20 protein-coding genes and 1 riboswitch are annotated in these 21,543 nt (G+C 38.8%); of the genes, 6 read left to right on the forward strand and 14 right to left on the reverse strand.

All coding sequences use genetic code 11. The annotated features are described in order from the left end of the window. Position 1 precedes the first annotated feature (1 nt). The 4 genes from trpC to N784_RS03705 all read right to left on the reverse strand — a co-directional run bounded on the left by trpC (position 2) and on the right by N784_RS03705 (position 4,236). Positions 2–757: an indole-3-glycerol phosphate synthase TrpC gene (trpC, locus tag N784_RS03690; protein ID WP_036832451.1), complete on the reverse strand. Its 756-nt coding sequence runs from the start codon at positions 755–757 to the stop codon at positions 2–4. Continuing rightward, on the reverse strand, positions 750–1,775 hold the full coding sequence (gene trpD / locus N784_RS03695; protein WP_036832452.1) for an anthranilate phosphoribosyltransferase: 1,026 nt from the start codon (positions 1,773–1,775) through the stop codon (positions 750–752). The genes trpC and trpD overlap by 8 nt, the downstream gene beginning before the upstream one ends. Further along, positions 1,768–3,285 carry an anthranilate synthase component I gene (trpE, locus tag N784_RS03700; RefSeq protein WP_036832453.1) on the reverse strand — a complete coding sequence of 506 codons (1,518 nt, stop codon included), beginning with the start codon at positions 3,283–3,285 and terminating at the stop codon, positions 1,768–1,770. Before trpE ends, trpD begins: the two co-directional genes overlap by 8 nt. A 327-nt stretch (positions 3,286–3,612) precedes the next feature. Then, positions 3,613–4,236, reverse strand: a complete 624-nt coding sequence (locus N784_RS03705) for a spore coat protein (protein WP_036832454.1) — start codon at positions 4,234–4,236, stop codon at positions 3,613–3,615. A 187-nt stretch (positions 4,237–4,423) separates the two neighbouring features. Then, a riboswitch (purine riboswitch) is annotated at positions 4,424–4,525 on the forward strand. Between the two features lie 108 nt (positions 4,526–4,633). Here N784_RS03705 and N784_RS03710 point away from each other — a divergent pair. After that, positions 4,634–5,935, forward strand: coding sequence for an NCS2 family permease (locus N784_RS03710; RefSeq protein ID WP_036832741.1), 1,302 nt, complete (start codon positions 4,634–4,636; stop codon positions 5,933–5,935). Between the two features lie 391 nt (positions 5,936–6,326). Here the strand turns inward: N784_RS03710 and N784_RS03720 are convergent, their stop codons facing one another. Beyond that, a complete protein-coding gene (locus N784_RS03720) occupies positions 6,327–6,707 on the reverse strand; it encodes a hypothetical protein (RefSeq protein ID WP_036832457.1) in 381 nt (126 codons plus the stop codon). Beyond that, positions 6,704–7,942 (reverse strand): aminopeptidase, encoded by a 1,239-nt coding sequence (locus N784_RS03725; protein WP_036832459.1) that lies wholly within the window; start codon positions 7,940–7,942, stop codon positions 6,704–6,706. Before N784_RS03725 ends, N784_RS03720 begins: the two co-directional genes overlap by 4 nt. Positions 7,943–8,124: 182 nt before the next feature. Between N784_RS03725 and N784_RS03730 the strand changes: the two genes are divergently transcribed. The 3 genes from N784_RS03730 to N784_RS03740 all read left to right on the forward strand — a co-directional run bounded on the left by N784_RS03730 (position 8,125) and on the right by N784_RS03740 (position 11,227). After that, positions 8,125–8,736, forward strand: coding sequence for a nitroreductase family protein (locus N784_RS03730; protein ID WP_036832461.1), 612 nt, complete (start codon positions 8,125–8,127; stop codon positions 8,734–8,736). A gap of 183 nt (positions 8,737–8,919) precedes the next feature. Next, positions 8,920–10,521 carry a BCCT family transporter gene (locus tag N784_RS03735; RefSeq protein WP_036832463.1) on the forward strand — a complete coding sequence of 534 codons (1,602 nt, stop codon included), beginning with the start codon at positions 8,920–8,922 and terminating at the stop codon, positions 10,519–10,521. 163 nt (positions 10,522–10,684) lie between these two features. After that, positions 10,685–11,227, forward strand: a complete 543-nt coding sequence (locus tag N784_RS03740; protein WP_036832465.1) for a GNAT family N-acetyltransferase — start codon at positions 10,685–10,687, stop codon at positions 11,225–11,227. Positions 11,228–11,248: 21 nt separating this feature from the next. Here the strand turns inward: N784_RS03740 and mbcS are convergent, their stop codons facing one another. The 3 genes from mbcS to N784_RS03755 form a co-directional block, all read right to left on the reverse strand. Next, the gene (mbcS, locus tag N784_RS03745; protein WP_036832468.1) at positions 11,249–12,826 is read right to left on the reverse strand and encodes an acyl-CoA synthetase MbcS; all 1,578 of its coding nucleotides are present in this window, start codon (positions 12,824–12,826) and stop codon (positions 11,249–11,251) included. Between the two features lie 151 nt (positions 12,827–12,977). After that, positions 12,978–14,423 carry a glycogen synthase gene (locus N784_RS03750; protein ID WP_036832470.1) on the reverse strand — a complete coding sequence of 482 codons (1,446 nt, stop codon included), beginning with the start codon at positions 14,421–14,423 and terminating at the stop codon, positions 12,978–12,980. Positions 14,424–14,569: 146 nt separating this feature from the next. Further along, positions 14,570–15,439: a DNA-3-methyladenine glycosylase family protein gene (locus N784_RS03755; protein ID WP_036832473.1), complete on the reverse strand. Its 870-nt coding sequence runs from the start codon at positions 15,437–15,439 to the stop codon at positions 14,570–14,572. Between the two features lie 206 nt (positions 15,440–15,645). On the opposite strand from N784_RS03755, the gene N784_RS03760 reads away from it, so the two are divergent. Beyond that, positions 15,646–16,389 (forward strand): class I SAM-dependent methyltransferase, encoded by a 744-nt coding sequence (locus N784_RS03760; protein ID WP_036832475.1) that lies wholly within the window; start codon positions 15,646–15,648, stop codon positions 16,387–16,389. 34 nt (positions 16,390–16,423) lie between these two features. Here N784_RS03760 and pdaA read toward each other — a convergent pair whose 3' ends face one another. The 3 genes from pdaA to N784_RS16780 form a co-directional block, all read right to left on the reverse strand. Next, positions 16,424–17,215, reverse strand: coding sequence for a delta-lactam-biosynthetic de-N-acetylase (gene pdaA / locus N784_RS03765; RefSeq protein WP_036832478.1), 792 nt, complete (start codon positions 17,213–17,215; stop codon positions 16,424–16,426). A gap of 99 nt (positions 17,216–17,314) precedes the next feature. Next, on the reverse strand, positions 17,315–18,619 hold the full coding sequence (locus tag N784_RS03770; RefSeq protein ID WP_036832747.1) for a Na+/H+ antiporter family protein: 1,305 nt from the start codon (positions 18,617–18,619) through the stop codon (positions 17,315–17,317). A 137-nt stretch (positions 18,620–18,756) separates the two neighbouring features. Further along, positions 18,757–18,912 (reverse strand): SE1561 family protein, encoded by a 156-nt coding sequence (locus N784_RS16780; RefSeq protein ID WP_198134389.1) that lies wholly within the window; start codon positions 18,910–18,912, stop codon positions 18,757–18,759. Positions 18,913–19,074: 162 nt separating this feature from the next. Here N784_RS16780 and N784_RS03775 point away from each other — a divergent pair, with 162 nt between their 5' ends. Then, a complete protein-coding gene (locus N784_RS03775; protein WP_036832480.1) occupies positions 19,075–19,959 on the forward strand; it encodes a mechanosensitive ion channel family protein in 885 nt (294 codons plus the stop codon). Positions 19,960–19,975: 16 nt separating this feature from the next. Here N784_RS03775 and N784_RS03780 read toward each other — a convergent pair whose 3' ends face one another. Together N784_RS03780 and N784_RS03785 are read right to left on the reverse strand one after the other, a co-directional pair. Then, positions 19,976–20,770, reverse strand: coding sequence for a YfkD famly protein (locus N784_RS03780; protein ID WP_036832483.1), 795 nt, complete (start codon positions 20,768–20,770; stop codon positions 19,976–19,978). 126 nt (positions 20,771–20,896) lie between these two features. After that, positions 20,897–21,517, reverse strand: a complete 621-nt coding sequence (locus N784_RS03785; protein ID WP_036832750.1) for a YczE/YyaS/YitT family protein — start codon at positions 21,515–21,517, stop codon at positions 20,897–20,899. Positions 21,518–21,543: the final 26 nt, after the last annotated feature.

Consider the following 21,543-nt stretch of genomic DNA (forward strand, 5'->3'; position numbering starts at 1 on the left):
GTTAATCACTCCCCATAATCGTTTCAATGTGTTTGACCGGATGAACAGTTCGCATCAGCGCTTCGCCAATTAATACCGCATGTGCCCCTGAAGCTTGCACCTGCTGAACATCTTCTTTCGTTGCTATTCCACTTTCACTTACTACAATCGAGCCATTAGGAATAGAAGGAGCTATAGACGCTGTTTGCAATATGCTTGTTGTAAACGTTGTTAAGTCGCGATTATTAATACCAATAATCGCTGGTTGAAACAGGGCGAGAACATTCTCTAATGTCGCTCGACTGTGTACTTCTACTAACACCTCTAAACCAGTAGAGCGTGCCGCCTCATATAAATAATGCAGCTTATGTGCCTCCATCGCTTCACCAATTAATAAAATGGCATCCGCTCCAATACGCTTACTTTCTTCTACTTGCCGCTCATCTACAATGAAATCTTTCCGTAATACAGGAAGAGAAGTAGCACGTTTAATCGCTGTTAAGAAAGCATTGTCCCCTTGAAAAAAACGTCTGTCCGTTAATACAGAAATCGCACTTGCACCCGCTTTTTCATACAACAACGCCGTTTCTACTGGGCGGAAGTTAGATTGAATCATCCCTTTAGACGGGGAGGCCTTCTTCACTTCCGCTATTAACCCAAGTGGGTACATACTATTGCATAGCGCCTTACTGAATGAGTAATGCTCTACTCGTTCGGGAGCTGGTAGCTGTAACTGCTTCACCTCTTCACGCTTATGTTCTAAAATGGCATTAAGCATAGCAACGACCTGCTTCCTTGCCACGTAAATGCTCGTAATAATGTGCGACGGTTCCATTTCGTAAAGCCTGCTTCACAACGGCCACTCCTTCTTTCATCGTAGAAACTTGATCCGCTGTATATAAGGCTGCACCAGCATTAATGACAACGATATTATGTGCACTTTCATTGCCCTTTCCACGAAAAATCGCTGCCATTAACTGAGCACTTTGTTCACTATTCTCTACTTGAATGTCACGAAGCGTACCTATTGGCAATCCAACCTCTTCTGGATGGAGTTCATATCGTTTGATTTCACCATGTTTCAATTCCACAATATTGGTACTTCCTGTTATCGAGCATTCATCAAGTCCATTTTCTCCTGTTACAATTAGTACACGTTTTGAACCTAAGGCTCGTAGCGTCTCGGCCATTTTTTTAGCTAAAGATGTATCCCACACCCCAATCATTTGATGCCGTGAATTAGCGGGGTTTGCCAATGGTCCTAACACATTAAACACTGTTCGAAAACCTAATGCTTGTCGAGCCGGAATAACGTGTCGAACAGCTTGGTGATACAAAGGCGCATACAAAAACGTCATCCCTTTTTGCTGGAGCATATGTGCAGCTTGCTCTGGTGTCGTATCAATAGGAATCCCTAACCTTTCTAGCACATCTGCACTTCCGCTTGATGAAGAAACTTTTCGATTGCCGTGTTTGGCTACTTTGACTTGCAAAGAAGCTAAGACGATAGCCACTGTTGTCGAGATATTAAACGTTGATAGACCATCTCCACCTGTGCCACACGTATCCAGAAGCACATTCTCATCATGCTGAATGGTTCGCATATGGCGACGCAAGCCTTTCGTAAAACCAATCAGTTCCTCAACTGATTCTCCGCGCATACGCAATATAGATAACAAACTTGTGATTTGCGTGGAATCCACCTGCCCTCGCATAACGTCGTCCATGACAAGGAAGGCCTCTTGTTCAGACAACGTTTTTCCCTCAATTAATTCCGCTAGGATACCTTTAAGCATATTGCTGCACCTCATTCTCATCACGGAATAATTGCTCGGCATCATCAATGGTTTGTAGCAATGCTTTCGCTTTATTCACTGTTTCTTCCCACTCTTTAATCGGATTAGAATCTGCTACGATGCCAGCTCCTGCTTGAACGTAAGCTACCTGGTCTTTTAGCACAATCGTCCGTATTGCAATACAAGAATCTAAGGTGCCATCATAGCCGAAATAGACAATTCCACCGCCATATACGTTGCGTGCAGTTGGTTCAAGCTGCTGCAATATTTCCATCGCTCGAATTTTTGGTGCACCTGATAATGTACCTGCTGGAAAAGCGGCCTGAAACGCTTCGATTGGGTGAATTCCCTCTCTAAGCTCTCCTGTTACTTTACTAATAATATGCATGACTTGAGAGAAACGAGTTACTTCCGTTAAAACCGGAACGTGCACAGAGCCATAAGAAGCAACTCTCCCAATATCATTACGAGCAAGGTCGACAAGCATAAAGTGCTCCGCTAACTCTTTTTCATCATGCATTAACTCTTTAGCGAATTGATCATCCTCTTCTCTCGTTGCTCCTCTCCGCCTCGTTCCAGCAATCGGATGAATTTCCATTTCATTATGCCGCACACGAATAAGCCGCTCCGGGGAACTGCCGATGATCTCATAACCTTGATACGTTAAATAAAACATGTAAGGGGAAGGATTTCTACGCCGAAGGACGCGATACAATTGCAAGCCATCTACCGAAACGCGCTTAGAGAAACGCTGCGATAATACAGCTTGAAAAATGTCCCCTGCACGAATGTAATTCTTCAACACCTCTACATCACGAACAAAATCTTGCTTCGGGTAATTGGTAGTTACTTTTTCAATCGGAATAGAATGGTACTCTCGAGCAGAAAACAAACACACAGACGGCTTCTTCTCCCTCAATTTCTTTATAATTTCCTCTATGTGACGAACACCTTCTTCATACCGAATAAACCGCGCGTCGTCTCCATCATCTTCCTGGAGACGTACAAAATGAATGATGTCCAACGTATGCTGCTCATGATCAAAGACGAGCAACGTTCGGCAGAATAAAAAATGATAATGTGGCATATTCATGTCGTTTGCCAAATGGACATCTACCTTCTCCATGTCAGAAATGGCATCATAAGACACAAATCCTACCCCTCCCCCTTGAAAAGGAAGCGGTGTAGCAGGCAGTAAAACTTGTAATTGACGAAACGTATCATCAAACGCCTGTTGAATAGTCGCTGCGAAACGCTCCGATTGATTATCCTTATCGAAAATTGTTATCTGGCCAGCTCGTTCTTCAATTGTTATAAAGGGATGTAAACCGATAAAGGAGTAGCGGGACCAACTAGAAGTAGGGTCTCCACTTTCTAACAAATAAACAGCGTCTTCCCGTAGCTGTTCATATAATTGTATGGGAGTTAACGTATCACTATACACTTGATACGTTAGTGGAACCGTACGATAGGCATACGACTCCTGCAAAAAATGTGGAAAATCTTTCATTTGTTCTCACCTCTCCATTTGGGATGGAGAATGAGATTGTCGAGGATTTACAGATGGGGAAATAAGCCACCTAGTTATGGCTTACTCTACTCATACTGTCTCAACTGTTCTCTACTCTTACCTCAACTCTACTCTCTCATTCTCAACTAAACTAAGCTCAACTAAACTTGTTTGTAAGTGTAATACACGAAATGTTTTCTGTCAATTACAAAAAGTAAGACTTTTTATGCGAAACAAAAAGCGAAACCTCTCCAATTTATGGATTAAGTTTCACTTTCTTCTTTGTTCATACTCTCTTCTATCATCACTTAGCTTTTACACCAATCATTAATGTTGCATTTTATTTTGCGGCATTTGGGCAGGACCTTGTGCTTTCGTAAAACCATTTAACATCGCTGTCATATCTTGCTGCGCAAGTTGTGGTACTTGGTAATACCCATTCTTGTTTTGATAAAGGAAAATTTCATAAGCCATCTCAATATAGTTCGGGACGCTATCTGCTAGCACGCGCCGTACAACAGGATTCGTAGCTTCCACAGCAGTCATGGATAATAGGGACGCCGTTGATTTAATTAATCCGAGCATATGACCTGATATACCTTGATCTTTAATATCTGCTAAAGAACGATTCGGTTTCTTCGGTTGTGAAGGCTTGATTCCATATACCACTTCATTACTTTGGTTCATTTGATAACGTTGTGTTGGAACAGCAGGGTCACTTCCTGTCGAGAAAGCATCCACTGTCGTATTATACTGTTGTTCAATAAATTGATATTGACGATCTAGTATATCACATAGCTTTTGATCTTGTACGTATTGTCTAAACATCATGTATTGATCTAACACATTGATAATACCAGCTAACATCTCATGTAGATCAAACATTTCGTGGCCACCGTGTATCATTTGTTGTGGCATTCCTTGTGGTTGTTGATTTTGTTGTTGGTTCATTACGCTTCCTCCTCATAGATAAACTTCAATAGTTAGTATGTTTGTTCTGACGCAAATTATGTAACACGAACCCAATACTGAATATTCTGCTTTAAATCTCTTTTTAAAATAGTATTGACTACCTCTTTACTCATTGCTAAAGTATCTAGGTAGCATTTATACATAATGTTACTTCTACCTAACAACACACTACACTCACAGCATTCCTTGTATAAGTTTGAGAATATGGCTCAAGCGTTTCTACAAAGCTACCGTAAATAGCTTAACTACAAGGGATTACGTTTATTTATACAATAAACAATCCCTTGATAGACGTTTACCCTCGGTAAGGACTGCCTTATTCGAGGCTTTTTTGTATAAACAGAATGCGTAAAGGAGGCTATTCATGATGGAACGTATTGCACAATTCTTTCAGTTTAAAGAAAGAGATACCAACTTCAAACAAGAAACAATCGCTGGGCTGACCACATTTCTTGCCTTAGCCTATATTCTCGTTGTAAACCCGATTGTACTTGGGGAAGCTGGAATGGACAAAGGGGCTGTATTTACAGCAACAGCTTTAACAATTATATTTGGTACATTAATGATTGGAATATCAGCCAATTATCCGATTGGAATTGCCCCAAGTATGGGCTTGAATGCCTTTTTCACTTATGGAGTTGTTCAATCATTGGGCGTTGATTGGGAAGTTGCATTAACAGGCGTATTGATCGCCGCTATCTTGTTTATGATTTTAAGCTTATTAAAAATTCGCGAAAAAATTATTAACGCTATACCACAGGATTTAAAGCATGCCGTAGCTGGTGGGATTGGCTTTTTTATCGCTTTTATCGGCCTTAAGAATGCAGGAATCGTTGTAGGAAGTGAAGCAACATTTGTTTCATTAGGTGATCTTACAGCACCAAGTACGCTGCTTGCCTTATTCGCTTTTATTATTACGATTATTATGCTTGTCTACGGCTGGCGTGGAGCTATTTTTTACGGCATTATTTTGGCTACAATTACGGGCATGTTTGTTGGCATTATTAATAAACCCGAACAAATCGTTGGCAGTGTGCCTAGCATAGAGCCGACTTTATTTGTGGCGATTCAGCCGGAGAACTTATTGCAAGCTTTATCACCTGAAGTTATACCAGTCATTTTCACATTTTTATTTGTTGCCTTTTTCGATACTGCTGGTACATTAATCGCTATTGCGTCTCAAGCCGGGTTAATGAAAGATAACGAAGTACCTAATGCCGGACGAGCTCTGTTATCAGATAGTGCTGCTTCTACAGTTGGAGCCTTACTAGGAACATCTACTACTGCATCCATGGTCGAATCATCAGCTGGAATTGGTGCAGGTGGTCGAACGGGATTCACATCTGTTATATTGAGCGGTATGTTTGCCTTAGCATTGTTCTTCTCCCCTTTATTAGAAATTATACCTGCTAGTGTGACAGCACCTGCTTTAATTATTGTCGGCGCTATGATGGCAACCGAGGTGAAACAAGTTAACTGGGATCAAATTGAACTTGCTATTCCATCCTTTATTACTATTATTATGATGCCATTAACATTTAGTGTTGCAACCGGAATCGCTTTAGGATTTATTCTATATCCGATTACAATGATCGCTAGCAAACGCGGAAAAGACATCCACCCACTCATGTATGTGCTATTTGTGTTATTTATCGTTTACTTCTGGGTGAATGCATAACAATATGCCAAAAAAGTTCACCAATGGAGCGCTCTGAACTGAGCCCCGACTAGTAGACACTTTTAAAAAATTGGACCTATTAAACTGGCACCTATGCCAAGGACACAATGAAAAAAGAAATTAAGCAATTAGATGATTCCTATATTGAATAGGAGTCATCTTTTTTTAGTTCCACTAATATGTTCCCCCTCTGGTCTTCTGGTATTTTATTAGCAATACTTGGCGTTGTGATCTGCTTTGCTGTCGGTGGAATTCTGATAGCTGGTGATTCAGGCCGAGGCGGAGGTCTAATGGCCGCTTTTATAGGTGTCGTCATAGTGGGTAATGGAATAATACACTTCTTGATAGGGCTTGCATTAACAGTCGGAAAGCAATTCACTAATAAAAATACTTAAGTATAAGAAGAATCCAAGTCACGAAGATTTCTCCCATGACTTGGATTTTTTTGATTAACATACAAAGCAGAAAGCTGGTTCAACCACCGCTTTCGTTTTAATATACCATGGAGCTGCTTGGGAGCAATCGCAAAGTCATTGGTCGCAATAGCAATTAGGGAATCCTGCCATCTTACAGTTTTGGTGTTTTTATCTATTATTCCTTCAATATACGCAATTTTCTTCTCAAGTAGTGAAAAAGATAATGCGGTCAAAAAATCATAAGTCTTGCTTACCAGTACTCTTATTTTTTCTGCCTGGTGGCACTCTTTCGTGAAATCATCTGTCAGTTCATTATAATAAGTTAATGATTTGGCATATTCACCAAGTACTTTCATTCAAAAGAAATAGCCCAGTTACCATTCCGGAATATCGCTTCTCGTTCTCCGTTTGGTGTTACACCATCAATATCTAATTCACCTGACCCCATCATGAAATCAACGTGAACAATGCTATTATTTACACCATTTGCATCTAAGTCTTCTTCGTTCATATCCGCCCCGCCTTTCACACTACTAGGATAGGCTTTGCCTAGCGCTAAGTGACATGATGCATTTTCATCATAGAGCGTATTGAAGAAAATAATACCACTTTGTGAAATTGGTGATTGATGAGGTACGATGGCGACTTCTCCTAAGCGACGTGCCCCTTCATCCATGTTTAATAGCGTTTCTAGCGTTTCATATCCTTGTTCTGCTGAGCATTCTACTACTTTACCGTCTTTAAAAGTAAGCGAAAAATTATCGATTAAGTTGCCGCCATAACTAAGAGGTTTTGTACTAGATACTGTTCCATTAACACCGTATTTATCCGGCAACGTAAATACTTCCTCTGTAGGAATATTAGCGTTAAACGAAATCCCTTTTGGTGTTTGTGAAGTTCCACCTTTCCATATATGTCCCGCTGGTAAAGCTATTTCCAGATCCGTACCTGGCGCGTGATAAACTAGCTTCGTAAACTGCTTCTCATTCAAATAATCTCTTGCTTTACCTAACCTAGCGTTATGCTCGTCCCAAGACTGTATCGGGTCGTTATGATCAATACGCGTTATCGTAAAGATGTTCTCCCATAGCTTTTGCACCGCTTCTTGTTCAGATAGATCAGGAAATACCTTTTGCGCCCATTCTGTATTTGGAATGGCGACAACAGACCACGTAACTTTATCATTCATGGTGTACTCGCGAAAGTTTTTCATCGCCTCGCCTGCTGCTTTATTGGCCGCAGCAATTTTCGCTGAATCAATTCCTTTTAATAAATCAGGGTTTGTTCCACGAATCGATAATACTGCTGCTCCTTCTTCTGCAAAAGCATTTAGCATATCCACCCTCCATTGAGGTACAGAAGCAATCACATCATCTGTTGCATGCTCAAACCAAAGGCGTTGTAACGTATCATCCGTCCAATTAATATGTACATCTTTAGCACCTAATTCATATGCCCTCCTTACAACAATTCGAACAAAAGAAGCTCCATCAACAGGCGCGTTGACCATTAATGTTTGATTTTGTTGTAAATTAACTCCTTTGCGTAACACTAATTCCGCATATTTTTCTAATTGTACATCATTTGACATTTCATACCCCTCCGTTTATATCGTGTTGTGACTATCATACCAAATAGCATGACGATTAGTAAGTTTAATTTATCTAAATTTCCATAATTTCAGACAAATCAGCTATTTGCTAAATAACAGCGAATCGGATATACTACTTTCGAATTTATCAATGATTATTACATTCTTGGGAGGAACACTTAATGGATAAAATGATGCTTGAAACCATGCACAAACGGAACGGTACGAAAGAATTCGATCCCTCTTGTACGATTACAAAAGAAGAATTAAACGCCATTCTTGAAGATTCCATCACTGCACCATCTTCTTTCAATTTACAACATTGGCATTTCGTTGTATTTCACAATGATGAAGCCAAACAAAAACTGCTTCCTATTGCTTACGGCCAAAACAAAGTAACGGATGCGGCAGCAACTGTTGCTATTCTTGCTGATAAAGAAGCTAATCGCAACATTGACGCAGCATTTGATGCTCTCGTGGAACAAGGTGTAATGACAGCGGAAATGAAAGATAAAACAGCGGCAACCATTAACCGTATTTATGAAAATAAAGCGGCCGCTCGCGACAATGGACTTATCAACGCAGGTCTAATTAGCATGCAAGTAATGCTTGCTGCAGAGGCGCGCGGATACGATACATTAGCTATGGGTGGATTCTCAGCAGATCAATTAAAAGAGGAATTTCACATATCAGACCGTTACGAACCAATAATGTTAATCTCCATTGGTAAAGAAGCATGGACACCAGCGAAGACACCACGATTACCAGTTAACGAAGTAACGACATGGGTATAAAAACGGCAACAGAAACCATTGACTAAATCGGTCAATGGTTTTTTCGTGCGCAATTTTACCTCAACCTCAAAAAATAACAGTTTCACCTTTTATAATTAAATAAAAAGTTTGTACATTTATTTCTGTACAAAGTAAACATATTCCTATATACTATGTACAGAACAAATTAGAAAGGACGATTAGATGAAATCGAAATTAATCGATTGGCCTACGTTTATCGGCGCCTTTTTCTTACTACTTGCCGTAACCATTCCACTTATTTTGTTTCCGGAACAAGGGGAAGCTATCGTCGTAACTGCTAAAGATGCTCTCACTCAAAATTTCGGCGTATTATATATGATTATGGGAATCGCTATTTTTATCTTCCTACTTTTTGTTGCCTTCAGTAAAAATGGGCATATTCAGTTAGGGGACAGAGGAGAGAAAAAGGAATTCAGCACTTTTTCCTGGGCAGCTATGTTGTTCTGTGCTGGAATTGGATCTAGTATTCTATATTGGGGTACGATTGAATGGGCATTCTACTATCAATCTCCACCGTTTGGAATTGAACCTGGAACTCAGGAAGCTATTCAATGGGCAAGCACATACGGAATGTTTCATTGGGGACCAATTGCTTGGGCTATTTACACACTTCCAGCCATTCCTATTGCCTATTTCTATTACGTAAGAAAAAAACCTGTGCTCAAAATTAGTGAAGCTTGTCGACCTGTCATTGGTAAACTTGCTGACGGTCCTCTAGGTACAATCATTGATATTCTCTTTATGTTCGGGCTAATGGGCGGAGCAGGGACAACGCTCGCTTTAGGTGCTCCAATGATTGCTGAAGGGATATCAAGCTTAACAGGACTAGAAGTAACCATCGGCTTACAAACACTTATCCTTGTCGTTTGTACCGTTATCTTTGCCATAAGCGCATATACTGGTCTTAAACGGGGCATCCGTTTTCTAAGTGATGTTAATCTATGGCTAGCCTTTTTCTTGCTTGGATTCATTTTCATCTTTGGACCTACTCGATTTATTGCGGAAACAACTACGAATAGTATCGGCTTAATGTTAGATAACTTCTTTCATATGAGTACATGGACAGAACCTTTCGCTGAAATAGATTCCTTCAAGAATACTAGCTTCCCAGAATCATGGACGATTTTCTACTGGGCATGGTGGCTCGTATATGCACCATTCGTCGGACTATTTATCGCTAGAATTTCCAGAGGACGCACGATTCGGCAAATGATTTTAGGGACAATTCTATATGGTTCTTTAGGTTCTATTCTATTCTTCGGTATCATCGGCAACTACGGTATGTATATGCAATTAACTGGAGCATTTGATGTCATTGGTGTCATGGAAGCACAAGGCGCACCTGCAGCAATCATAAGTGTCATCTCCCAACTTCCTTTAGCACCTATCATGATTGCGATCTTTACTGTATTAGCCATTATATTCTTAGCAACAACGTTTGACTCCAGTTCCTATATACTAGCATCTGTTGTACAAAAGAAAGTTGAAAACGAACCACTACGTTGGAACCGCTTATTCTGGGCATTTGCTCTTTGTATATTACCGTTAACCCTTATGTACTTAGGCGGATTAGGCACTTTACAAACAGCAAGTATTATTGGCGGTTTTCCTCTCATTTTCATTATGGTTATGCTAGCTTGGTCGTTTATCAAAGCCTCCAATGAAGATATTAAAGCATCCAACCAATATGAACCAAAAACTATTAACATCGACACTTACCTACAACAGAAGAAATCAAAGAAAAAAGAGACAAAAACAGGCTAATATGAGAGCACACGCGCCAACATTGGTACGTGTGCTTTTTGAATTTCGTTTAATCTACTTTTAAACAGACGCCAATCCTTACTCATAAGCGCAAAAATCCGTACTTTCAACTCTCTTTTATTTTTGTTAGAATATTTCTAATTATACGAAATGGAGGGGTTTGATGTTTACCTATACGATAAATGAATCTACTTCCTTAAGATTGCTACAATTAAGAGATGCTGAGGCGGTTTTTAACTTAATTGATCACAACCGCTCTCACTTGAGAACGTGGCTCCCTTGGGTAGATAGCACAGCGAACATAACGCATACTACAGCTTTTATTGAAAGTACGTTGAATAAGTTTGGAAATAGCGATGGATTTGATGCTGGTATTTGGTATGAAGGTCAATTAGCTGGTGTTATTGGTCTGCATTATATAGATTACAATAACCGGAAAACAAGTATCGGCTATTGGTTAGGAGAATCGTTTCAGGGGAAAGGAATTATTACGGAAGCTGCACAGGCTTTAACAAATTATGCTTTAGAAACACTTAATCTTAATCGTGTGGAAATTCGGTGTGCTACGGAAAATGCTAAAAGTGAAGCCATTCCAAAACGAATTGGATTCACGAAAGAAGGAACCATTCAACAAGCGGAAAGACTGTACGATCGTTACGTGGATCATCATATTTATGCTATGATTCAAGAAAAAAGACGGCTTTAACCGTCTTTTTTTTCACATCTCTTATGTGGATTGTTTTTCTTTATTGCGAAGTTCTATTCTACGGATCTTACCGGATATCGTTTTTGGTAATTCTTCTAGAAACTCTATTTTTCTTGGATATTTATATGGGGCGGTTAGTTCTTTTACGTGATTTTGTAATGTTGGTATTAGTTTCGGGTCATCCGCATCGACGTTTGGTTGTAGTACGATAAATGCTTTTACAATATTACCGCGAATTTCATCTGGACTAGAAACGACCGCACATTCTTGTACAGATGGGTGTTTGACGAGTGCATCTTCAACTTCAAATGGGCCAATAGTGTAACCTGAACTAATAATAATGTCATCACTACGTCCTTCAAACCAGAAGTAGCCATCATTATCTTTATGTGCTTGGTCGCCGGTCACGTAGTAGTCGCCACGATATGCCATTTGGGTTCGTTCTGGGTCTTTGTAATAGTGTTTAAAAAGGGCTGGTGTATCGACGTGAACGGCTATATCGCCGACTTCACCTACTTCAACTGGAGATCCTTCCTCATCAATAATTTCTACTCGATTGCCTGGTGTTGGTTTTCCCATAGACCCTGGTTTGACATCCATTCCTTTCAATATGCCGACTAGCAATGTGTTCTCTGTCTGACCATATCCATCGCGTACCGTTAGATTAAAATATTGTTTAAATGTATCAATTACTTCTCGGTTCAGTGGTTCTCCAGCTGATACTGCACTATGCAGCTTCGATAAATCGTATTGTTCTAAACCTTGCTCTTTTGCCATTAAGCGATATTCTGTTGGCGTACAGCACAATACATTGACGCCGTGCTTTTCTAATAGTGTTAAATATTTCTTCGCATTAAATTTCCCTTGATATACAAAACCGGTAGCACCTGAACCTAGCACAGATAAAAACGGGCTCCAAATCCATTTCTGCCATCCTGGTCCAGCAGTTGCCCACACTATATCTCGTTCTTCAATTGCTAACCAATTTTTAGCGGCTGTTTGCAAGTGGGCAAACCCCCAACCATGTGTGTGTACAACGCCTTTAGGATTTCCGGTTGTACCTGATGTATAAGAAATAAAAGCCATATCATCACGTTCTGTGTTTGCTACATCCATTTCATCCGGTTGTTCGCCCATTAAATAATCTAAAAATAACCAACCTTCTGCACCATATCCAACTACAAAGGACTGAATTTGATCCATATTATTTACTTCTTTGAAACGGTCTACATAAGGATAATAACTGACAACTGCTTTGACTTCTCCATGATTAATTCTATATTGTAAATCCTTTGTCTTCAGTAATTCTGAACTAGGTATGACGACTAATCCAGCTTTTAAAGCAGCTAAGTACACTTCATACGCTTCCATTATTCTCGGAAGCATAATAAGCACTTTATCCCCTTTTTGCAATCCTTTCTCCTTGAATACGTTCCCAATTCTGTTCGCATTTTTGAGCAACCGATTGTATGTAATCTCACGAAGATTTCCCATGTCATCTTGCCATTTCAGAGCTATATGATCCGGATCTTTTGCATAACGTTCAACTTCCTGTACGACATTATACTGCCTTGGAGCAATAAGTTCTTCTTTATTCATCGTTATCTCTCCTTTATGAAATGGATAAAATAGCTATATCTATTTCTATTTTATCAACCCCCTCATAAATTTGAAAGAAAATTCTGATTAAATGTCAAATCTATGAGGTAGCATAAAAAAGAGCCTGCTATATAACAGGCCCTCCTTTCCTTTAAATAGATACTACTTGAGAGAAACGCTTCACTTGATCGTATAAGGCTTTATATCGGAAAGATGCTTGTTTCCAATCAAAGGAAGATTTCTTTATATTTTGTTGAATGAGCCACCAAATAAACGGGTCTTGATAACTATATAACCCTCGTTTAATTTCCTCTATTAGCTCATGGTCTTTCCGAAAAGTAAACCCATTCCCTTCCCCGCTTTCTTCGTCAAAAGAATGGACAATATCCTTCAGTGCCCCAGTTTCTCTTGTAACAGGTACCGCTTCATACGACATAGCAATCATAGCACTTAATCCACGTGGTTCACTTAACGAAGGCATAAGGAATAAATCACAAGCAGCGTAAAGTTGACGAGCTAAGGATTCACTAAAAGTAAGTTGAACGGATAACTTATCTGGATAACGAGTTGCCCATGATTGGAGCGCTTGTTCATAACGTTCTTCCCCCATACCTAACACAACGAACTGAATATCCTCTTCTAATAATTCACCCATTATAGAAAGCAAGACATCCATTCCTTTATGCTCGACTAATCTAGAAGTAGTCACAAGCATTGGAACTTCTCTTATTGGTAACGACAATGTTTGCTGAATAAATCGTTTATTATCCGCCTTCCAATCATATACGCCCCTTCTCGTGTATAAGTACATATCTTCATTTGGATGATACATTTGCCGACTTACTCCACATGGAATACCAACTATGTCGCGAGCTCTTTGCTGCACAATTCCCTCCAATCCGCACCCACACTGTGTCGTTTGGATTGCCTTCGCATAACTGTCACTCACGGTAGTTATTCGGTCCGCATACAATAGACCAGCCTTCATATAATTCACGTGACCATAGAATTCCAACTGATCACTCGTGAAATAACTCCAATCTAAATCAAGTACTTCCGTGAGCACATCTTTCGGAAAAATACCTTGATACTGCATGCTATGAATCGTAAACATCGTTTTCACATCCATATAAAAGGGGTCACAAGCATAATGTGTCCTCAAAAATAACGGAATTAACGCTGTCTGCCAATCATGACAATGGATAATATCTGGTTGATACTCTAAGACAGGTAGACTTTCTAACACCGCTTTGCTGAAATAAGCAAACCGCTCCGCTTCATCCCTCTGATAAGCATCCCCATACACTTCATCTCGGCAAAAATAGTAATCATTCTCGACAAAATAATAATGTACGCCATCAACGTTTATTTCTTCAATGCTACAAAAACGTTCTTTTCCACTGATTGGAACGCTAATAATTTGCTTTAACGTCATTTGGTTTTGGTAGTGCTGCTCAATTGATTTATGCTTCGGTATAATAACACGTACATCTACCCCTTCTTGCTGTAAAGCTACTGGTAACGATCCGATTACATCTGCTAATCCTCCTGTTTTGACGAATGGGATACTTTCTGTAGCCACAAATAATACTTTCATATGATACGCTCCTTTTATCGTTATACAAGTGTTTGGATGATAGAATAAAAGCAAGACTTCTCCCTTTCTTTCAAGGAACAAGCCTAAATAGGAACACTCTATATAACTGTATGAAAGAAGCTGCATCTTATGACAAAATAAAAGATTTACCCCTCCATACTTCTCCATAACGTTAAAGAAGCATAGCTCTGATAAGGCTCCCATCCTTTGCAAAGTTGTTCAATCTCTTCATGGGATGGCTTCTTCTCTTTATGGAAATATCGTTTCAATGCATTTTGAATACCGATGTCCGCTTTAGGTAAATGGTTCTCTCTTCCTAAACCGAACATAAGCCAATTCTCAACTGTCCAAGAGCCAATACCACGAATTTGCTTCATTTCTTTCATTATTTCTTCATCTTGTTGCTGACTAAGTCTTTCTAAGTTCAGTTTTCCTTCTGCAATTAATCGAGACGTATCAATAATGTATTCAGCCTTACGCTGACTAAATTGTAATTCTCTTAACGCTTCATACGGTATAGTGGCGACCTCATCAGGTGTCGGATAAAACCAAACCCCTTGTATGTTACTGCCATATTGCTGTACAAACCTAGTACTTAATATGTAAGCAAATTTCATATTTAGCTGTTGATGAATAATAATTTTCATCAAACTATCATATAAATGAAAATCCCTTACAATCGGACTACCTGGATAAGTTTGAAATAAAGCACTCAAATTCGTTGCTTGAAAGTGTGCATCTATTGCTCGCAGATCACATTGCCATTGAAACAACTGTTCTATATGCTCAATTAAAGCTTCACGCTGCTTAGTAGACTTTGAAGAAAGACAAAATTTAGGTTCTTTAGTACTCCCTATCGCCTGTACTCGTACAACATATTTCTCATTTTTTAACCGTACAGGGACATCTATCCATCGCTCTTCTTGACTTAGCTTCGAAAGCGGATCCATCCGGTAACGAGCTAGTGCATAATCAAAATCATACATACTAATACCAGCTACTTCATATTTCCACATCAGAACTCCTCCCATTTAAACACCTATTTCTTCAATATGTTATATGTACTTATTGTTAAGCGATATTTTCAAAAAAACAAGCAATAGTATGCATTATTTTTTTATATTTCTTATATACTTTTTAGAAATGCTATTTCCTCTAATGTGTTATAATTTTTATAAATAGTATAACCAAATAGTCCGGTTACGGGTAAAGGAGTGGTATCGTGAGTTCGTTACATTTTAAGCTAAATACGCATAATGAAACAGTGGAATATTATCCATTTCCTACTGCAATGTTTGAGCAATTAGCACAAAGCGGCATTACTTTGTCTTCCTCAAGTTGTTTGGAATTAGAATGTGGTAGAGGCATTATAACGAAAGCATTTCAGGGACGCCTCGCTCACATCACAAGTATTCATCATTCCGCCAAAGACATCACGTTTGCCAAGCAGCGCAACCCTGAAGCACATATAATCAAAGGAAATGCAGAGTATCTCCCTTTTGAGAAAGAAAGCTTTGACATTGCTTTGACTTGCAATCAATGGAAGTACTTTCATCGTAATAAAGTGTTAAGTGAAGTCGATCGCGTTTTAAAACCAGGTGGTCATTTATTACTGTGTCAAACGTATAGTCCAGCTGTCGATTCGCCTATCATATCGACAACTAATCATCTCCTTAAACAATTCGATATGGCCTCCCAAGCTTATGAGAATAAAAGCAACAATTATCATTGGAAAACAGAATGGAGAAAATCTGGTTTTCAGTTAAAAGATCAATGGACCCTTTCGTACTTATTCCAATGCAATTTAACTGATTGGATTGACTATGTTCTTCATTCCATAAACGATTTTCCAGAATCATTTACAATTGATTTAGAACAAAAATTGCACGCGCATCTTCATCCACTAATGGCACAGAAAAGGATGGAGATTCCACTTACAACAAAAGCATATGTACTACAAAAATAAGCCAATCTCTTCATAGGGATTGGCTTATTTCGTATTACAATCCTAATTGCATAGGGGAAGGTAACATTTGCTTTAAAACTAAATCGTCTAAACTTTTCAACGTATATCCTTGCTTACGTAATGCATCAATCATATATTCCAATGCGCTAGCGTTATCCTCAGAAACGGTATGCAATAAAATGATAGCACCTGGATGGATTTGATTCATTACACTTTGATACGCATATTCCCAGCCTTTTTGTTTGTTAGTATGCCAGTCGACGAATGCCACAGACCAGAACATCGTCATATATCCTAGTTCCTCTGTAATCGCTAGACTACGCTCACTAAATGTCCCACGTGGTGGTCGTAAATATTTCATTGAATCTTGTTCAGTAATATTAGCTACTGCTTGTTCTACTTTCGTTAATTCTTGCGCTATTTCAGATTTATTCATTGTTGAGAAATCTGGATGACTCCACGAATGATTCCCGACAATATGCCCTTCATCGACCATTCTCTCTACTAAATCAGGAGCACTATTTACATAATGGCCAGTCACAAAAAAAGTTGCCGGCACGTCTTTCTGTTTTAATACATTTAAAACCTTCTCTGTATAACCTTGCTCATAACCGTTATCAAATGTTAAATAAACGACTTTCTCTTCTGTTGGGTCCATGTAATACCCACCATATTTACGAACCATTTCACCATATGCTCCCGTATCAGGAGATTGCTCATCTCGGCTTTTTTTATATCCCCATCCATAATTTTCTGCTGCAACATCTACAATCGAAAAGGTCATGACAACACATACCATTGCACACAAGGAAAACCACCTTCTCATATCTACACCTACTTTTTAATTATAGTGTGAGTTGAGGTGGCTAAATTATACGCAGAAAAAACGGCTACATGCGGTAAGCATGTAGCCGTTTTATGATGATTACAGTACGTTAGCAGCTATCCACCCAAATAGAAAAAGGGGAATATTATAGTGCAAAAAGGTTGGCACACAAGTATCCCAAATGTGATTATGCTTCCCATCAGCATTTAAACCAGACGTTGGACCTAACGTACTATCAGAAGCAGGTGACCCGGCATCACCTAACGCACCAGCCGTTCCAATTAATGTTGCAGTTGCTACTGGTGAAAAGCCAGCCGCCATACAAATTGGGACGTACAGAGCAGCTAAAATCGGAATCGTACCGAATGAAGATCCGATTCCCATCGTAATAATTAAGCCTACCACTAAAAGGACAAAAGAAATAACATATGGATTGTTTCCTAATAGGCTCGACGTTTGTTCAACTAATGCATTTACTGCCCCAGTTTCCTGAATGACATGAGCATAACCAGAAGCAATTAACATTACGAAGGCAATTGTCCCCATCATGGTAATTCCTTCTGACATCACTTTATCCCCTTTGCGAAACGGTACAACACGGAATGCAAACATCGCGACAATTCCTGTTAAAGCACCTATAATTAAATTTTTCGTCCATAGCTGCACCATTAATGCTAGCGCAATGGCAATTAATGTGAAGATGTGGGACGTCTGAAATGCTTCTTGTTTAGGAAGATAAGATGTCGCTTCCTTTTCTCCCTCTGCCAAATCTAATGCACGCGGCTTACGATACGTAAAGAGTATAGCAATCAACAAGCCCACTACCATACCAATTCCAGGTATAATCATCGCTTTTGTAATTTCACCCAGCGAAATGATCGCTCCATTGCCAACCATTGCATCTTGAATCGTTTCATGGAAAATCAAACCAAACCCAACAGGAAACATGACATATGGTGCTTTTAAACCAAATGTTAACGCAGCTGCAACACCACGCCTATCTATCTTCATTTCATCAAATAATGTTAGTAACGGTGGGATTAAAATAGGAATAAATGCAATATGAACCGGAACAACATTTTGTGATAAGGAGGCGACTCCAGCTATAACGAATAACAACATGACTCGTTTCCCTTTAAGTAATGTTATTAATTTATTTACTAGTATAGATGTGATACCAGAATAAGAAATTGTCACAGCGAAAGCTCCTAACAACACATAGCTTAACGCTGTATTCGCCTGACCTCCCATTCCACTAACTAGCAAGTCAACCGAGTCAGTTAAGGATAAACCAGACATTATCCCCCCTGTAATTCCAGCAGCTAATATTGCCATTACAACATTGACACGCAATAAGCTCAATACAGTCATGACAAGAACCGAAACAACTACTGCCCACGTGATCATAATACTCCCCCTATGTATTTTAGTCTGTTATTTCGCTAATGTTTTACCATGATAAAGTAAATAATTAAATAAATCAACCCTTTCTCCATTATCTATCTTTATTAAACAAAAAAGGGCCAGCGCAAACTGACTCCTTAGCGTTCATTCATTTTCTGTTCTAACTCTTCTAATAAACCAATTAATTGATCCACATCCTCAACAGACGTTTGTTCCGGATTTAACTCTTCAATTCGTGTCATAAAAGCAGAAAGGCGTAATTTAAGTTCTTCTATTTTTCCTTCGTTTGTCATGATAAAGCTCCTTTAGAATACAGATTCGTTCTTATCTCATAGGAAATACTCTTCTTAATCGTATTAAAAATCGCGTCAAATGTCTATTCCTGATTTATGTTTAGTATCGTCTTTCACCACAAATGTTATAATAATCATATTAATACTATATGAGGAGGCACTATGGACTTTATATTCTTAACAGATTGGTGGACATTCCTAACAAAACTATTATCCAATACACTAGTACGGATTATCATTGCCGGCATTTTCTTTTACATTGGTACGAAATTTATTCAACGCTCCATTCGTTCCTTCTTTAAACGAACAAGCTTCATCGATGAGAAAAAAGAGAAAACAATGGAAGCAATGTTAAGGTCGTTGATATACTATACAGCAACCTTCGGATATATCATTTTTATTTTATTAGAATTTGATGTTCCGATAACTAAAATGCTTGCAGGGGCAGGAGTCCTTGGAATTATAATTGGATTTGGTGCTCAAAGTCTTATCCGTGATTTGTTAGCTGGAGTCTTCTTCCTGTATGAAAATCAGCTCAATAAAGGAGATTTCGTTGCAATTAACAATACGCATTTCGGGACTGTGGAAGATATTGGACTACGCTTTCTAAAAGTAAGAGAGTGGAGTGGCAAACTGCTTACCATCAGCAATGGATTAGTTAACACGATTCACAATTACAACATTGATCATATGCGGGTCATTGAGAAAATTACAATTAGCTATTATGAAGATCCTCAACGAGTACTTACATTATTAGAAGACATATGTAGACAGTTAAACGAAGAATTAGAACCGTATTTAAAACAAGACGCTTGGAATAGACCTGTTCAGCCCTTTCAAGTGTATGGGATGACGTCGTTAAACAATGAACACAGAGGGTACGAATATACAATCATTGGACTAACAGATGATATAGGTTATTGGACAGCTTCTATTAAAACAAGACATATTATCGCCAATCGATTGTATGAAGAGCAAATCCAAATGTCTCTACAACACATAGATTTTCCACATCATAGTGCAAATGAGAGGATGACCAAATCATAGCGGCCATCCTCGTGTTTTACTGTACTTTGAAGGAGTAAGATACATGATCTTGAATCGGAATCCATGCTCCTATTCCTTGCTTCGTCACATTCTTCACAACAACCTTTTTGCTTGACCCTTTTAATTGCATGTATACTTCTCCGAAAGTAACCATGCCTTTTTCATTCACTGCAGGGGCATAAGCTTGTAGCGTACCTATTTTCTTCGGGGGGATACCATAGGAATTATCCTTTTTCGTATCTTTACCAACAACAGTATGAAAAGCTAAAGGTAAGTCTGTATTTTCTTGAGCTTTCAGTAGCATCATTTTTTTGATATCTTGTGCGTCTGATATTTTCGTCGTTAGTCCACCTTTAATGTGCTTTTCGTCCTCTTGTTTGTACGTAAGTTTCTTGGATTCATCTCCACCTTGATTATTCAAGCGATTTTCATTAATTTTTTGATATTGCCAGTTTACACTCGTTTCTTTCGTTTCGTAATTCAACGGCCAATGTCCCATATAAATCATACCACGATAACCAATAGCGATTGGAGATGGATTCAGTGTTGTTTCATTTAACATTTTCATGAGTCTCGGATTGTTTATTTCTTCTTCTGAACCCTCTAACAGTTCTTGTGTTAACTCACTCGGCTTTAAGGTCATTTGATCTTGAGTAGAGTTAGGGTACGTATTCTCCTTAGAAATGTTAAGCACATGACTCGGAATAGCACTCTCATCTTTTGGCTTTTTCTCTTGCTCTGCATAGGATATACCCGGAATAGTACTTGCGACAAAAACGGTAATAAATGCAATTTTTGCAATTGTTTTCATGCGTACAGTCCTTCCTTTTTTGCTTATTTTCTTCAGAGGATGTGTAGCTTATACACAACATGCGATATTGGATTATTTTAGTTCAACTGTTGCACTTTAACACAAAAAAAGAGCTAAGATTTATTCTTAACTCTTCGGAATAATTGCAGAAAATAATTTATGTGCTTTTGGATCAAAGTATTGAATCGCCGGTCCAATAAATAAGAGGATGATAATGGTGCCAATTCCAATAGGTCCACCTAACACAAGAGCGATAACAAATGCTAAAGATTCTGTTAATGTCTTTGATTTCTTTAAATCTAATTGATCAAATCGTTTCTGCATCGAAACCATGAAGTTATCAATAGGATTTAACGGTAGCTTAGGTTGGATATACAAGGCAACACCCATTGCTATAGAAACGATACCTATGGCTAGCAATGGAATTCTCGTTACAAGTGCCGTAAGTTCCCAACTATCCATTACGATTTCTATCCAAAAATCGACAAATCCGCCAATGATAAAAATCGTCACAAAAGCAAATATCTCTAGTTTTTCTTTAGCCAATAGAGCATTCGTTATAATGAGGATTGTACCTATAACAATGACCCACGTTCCAACAGTAAATCCAATTTTATTTTTCAAACCAACATTCACGGCATCCCATGCACCAGCTCCTAAATCTGCTACAATAGTTAAAGATACACCGAACGTTAATATAATTAATCCGAACAAGAAAAATATAGCCCGTATTATAAAATCCTTCAAAACATTTTCCCCTTCCTTACCCTTAC

The organism is Pontibacillus litoralis JSM 072002, assembly GCF_000775615.1.
GTDB classification, from domain to species: Bacteria; Bacillota; Bacilli; order Bacillales; family BH030062; genus Pontibacillus; species Pontibacillus litoralis.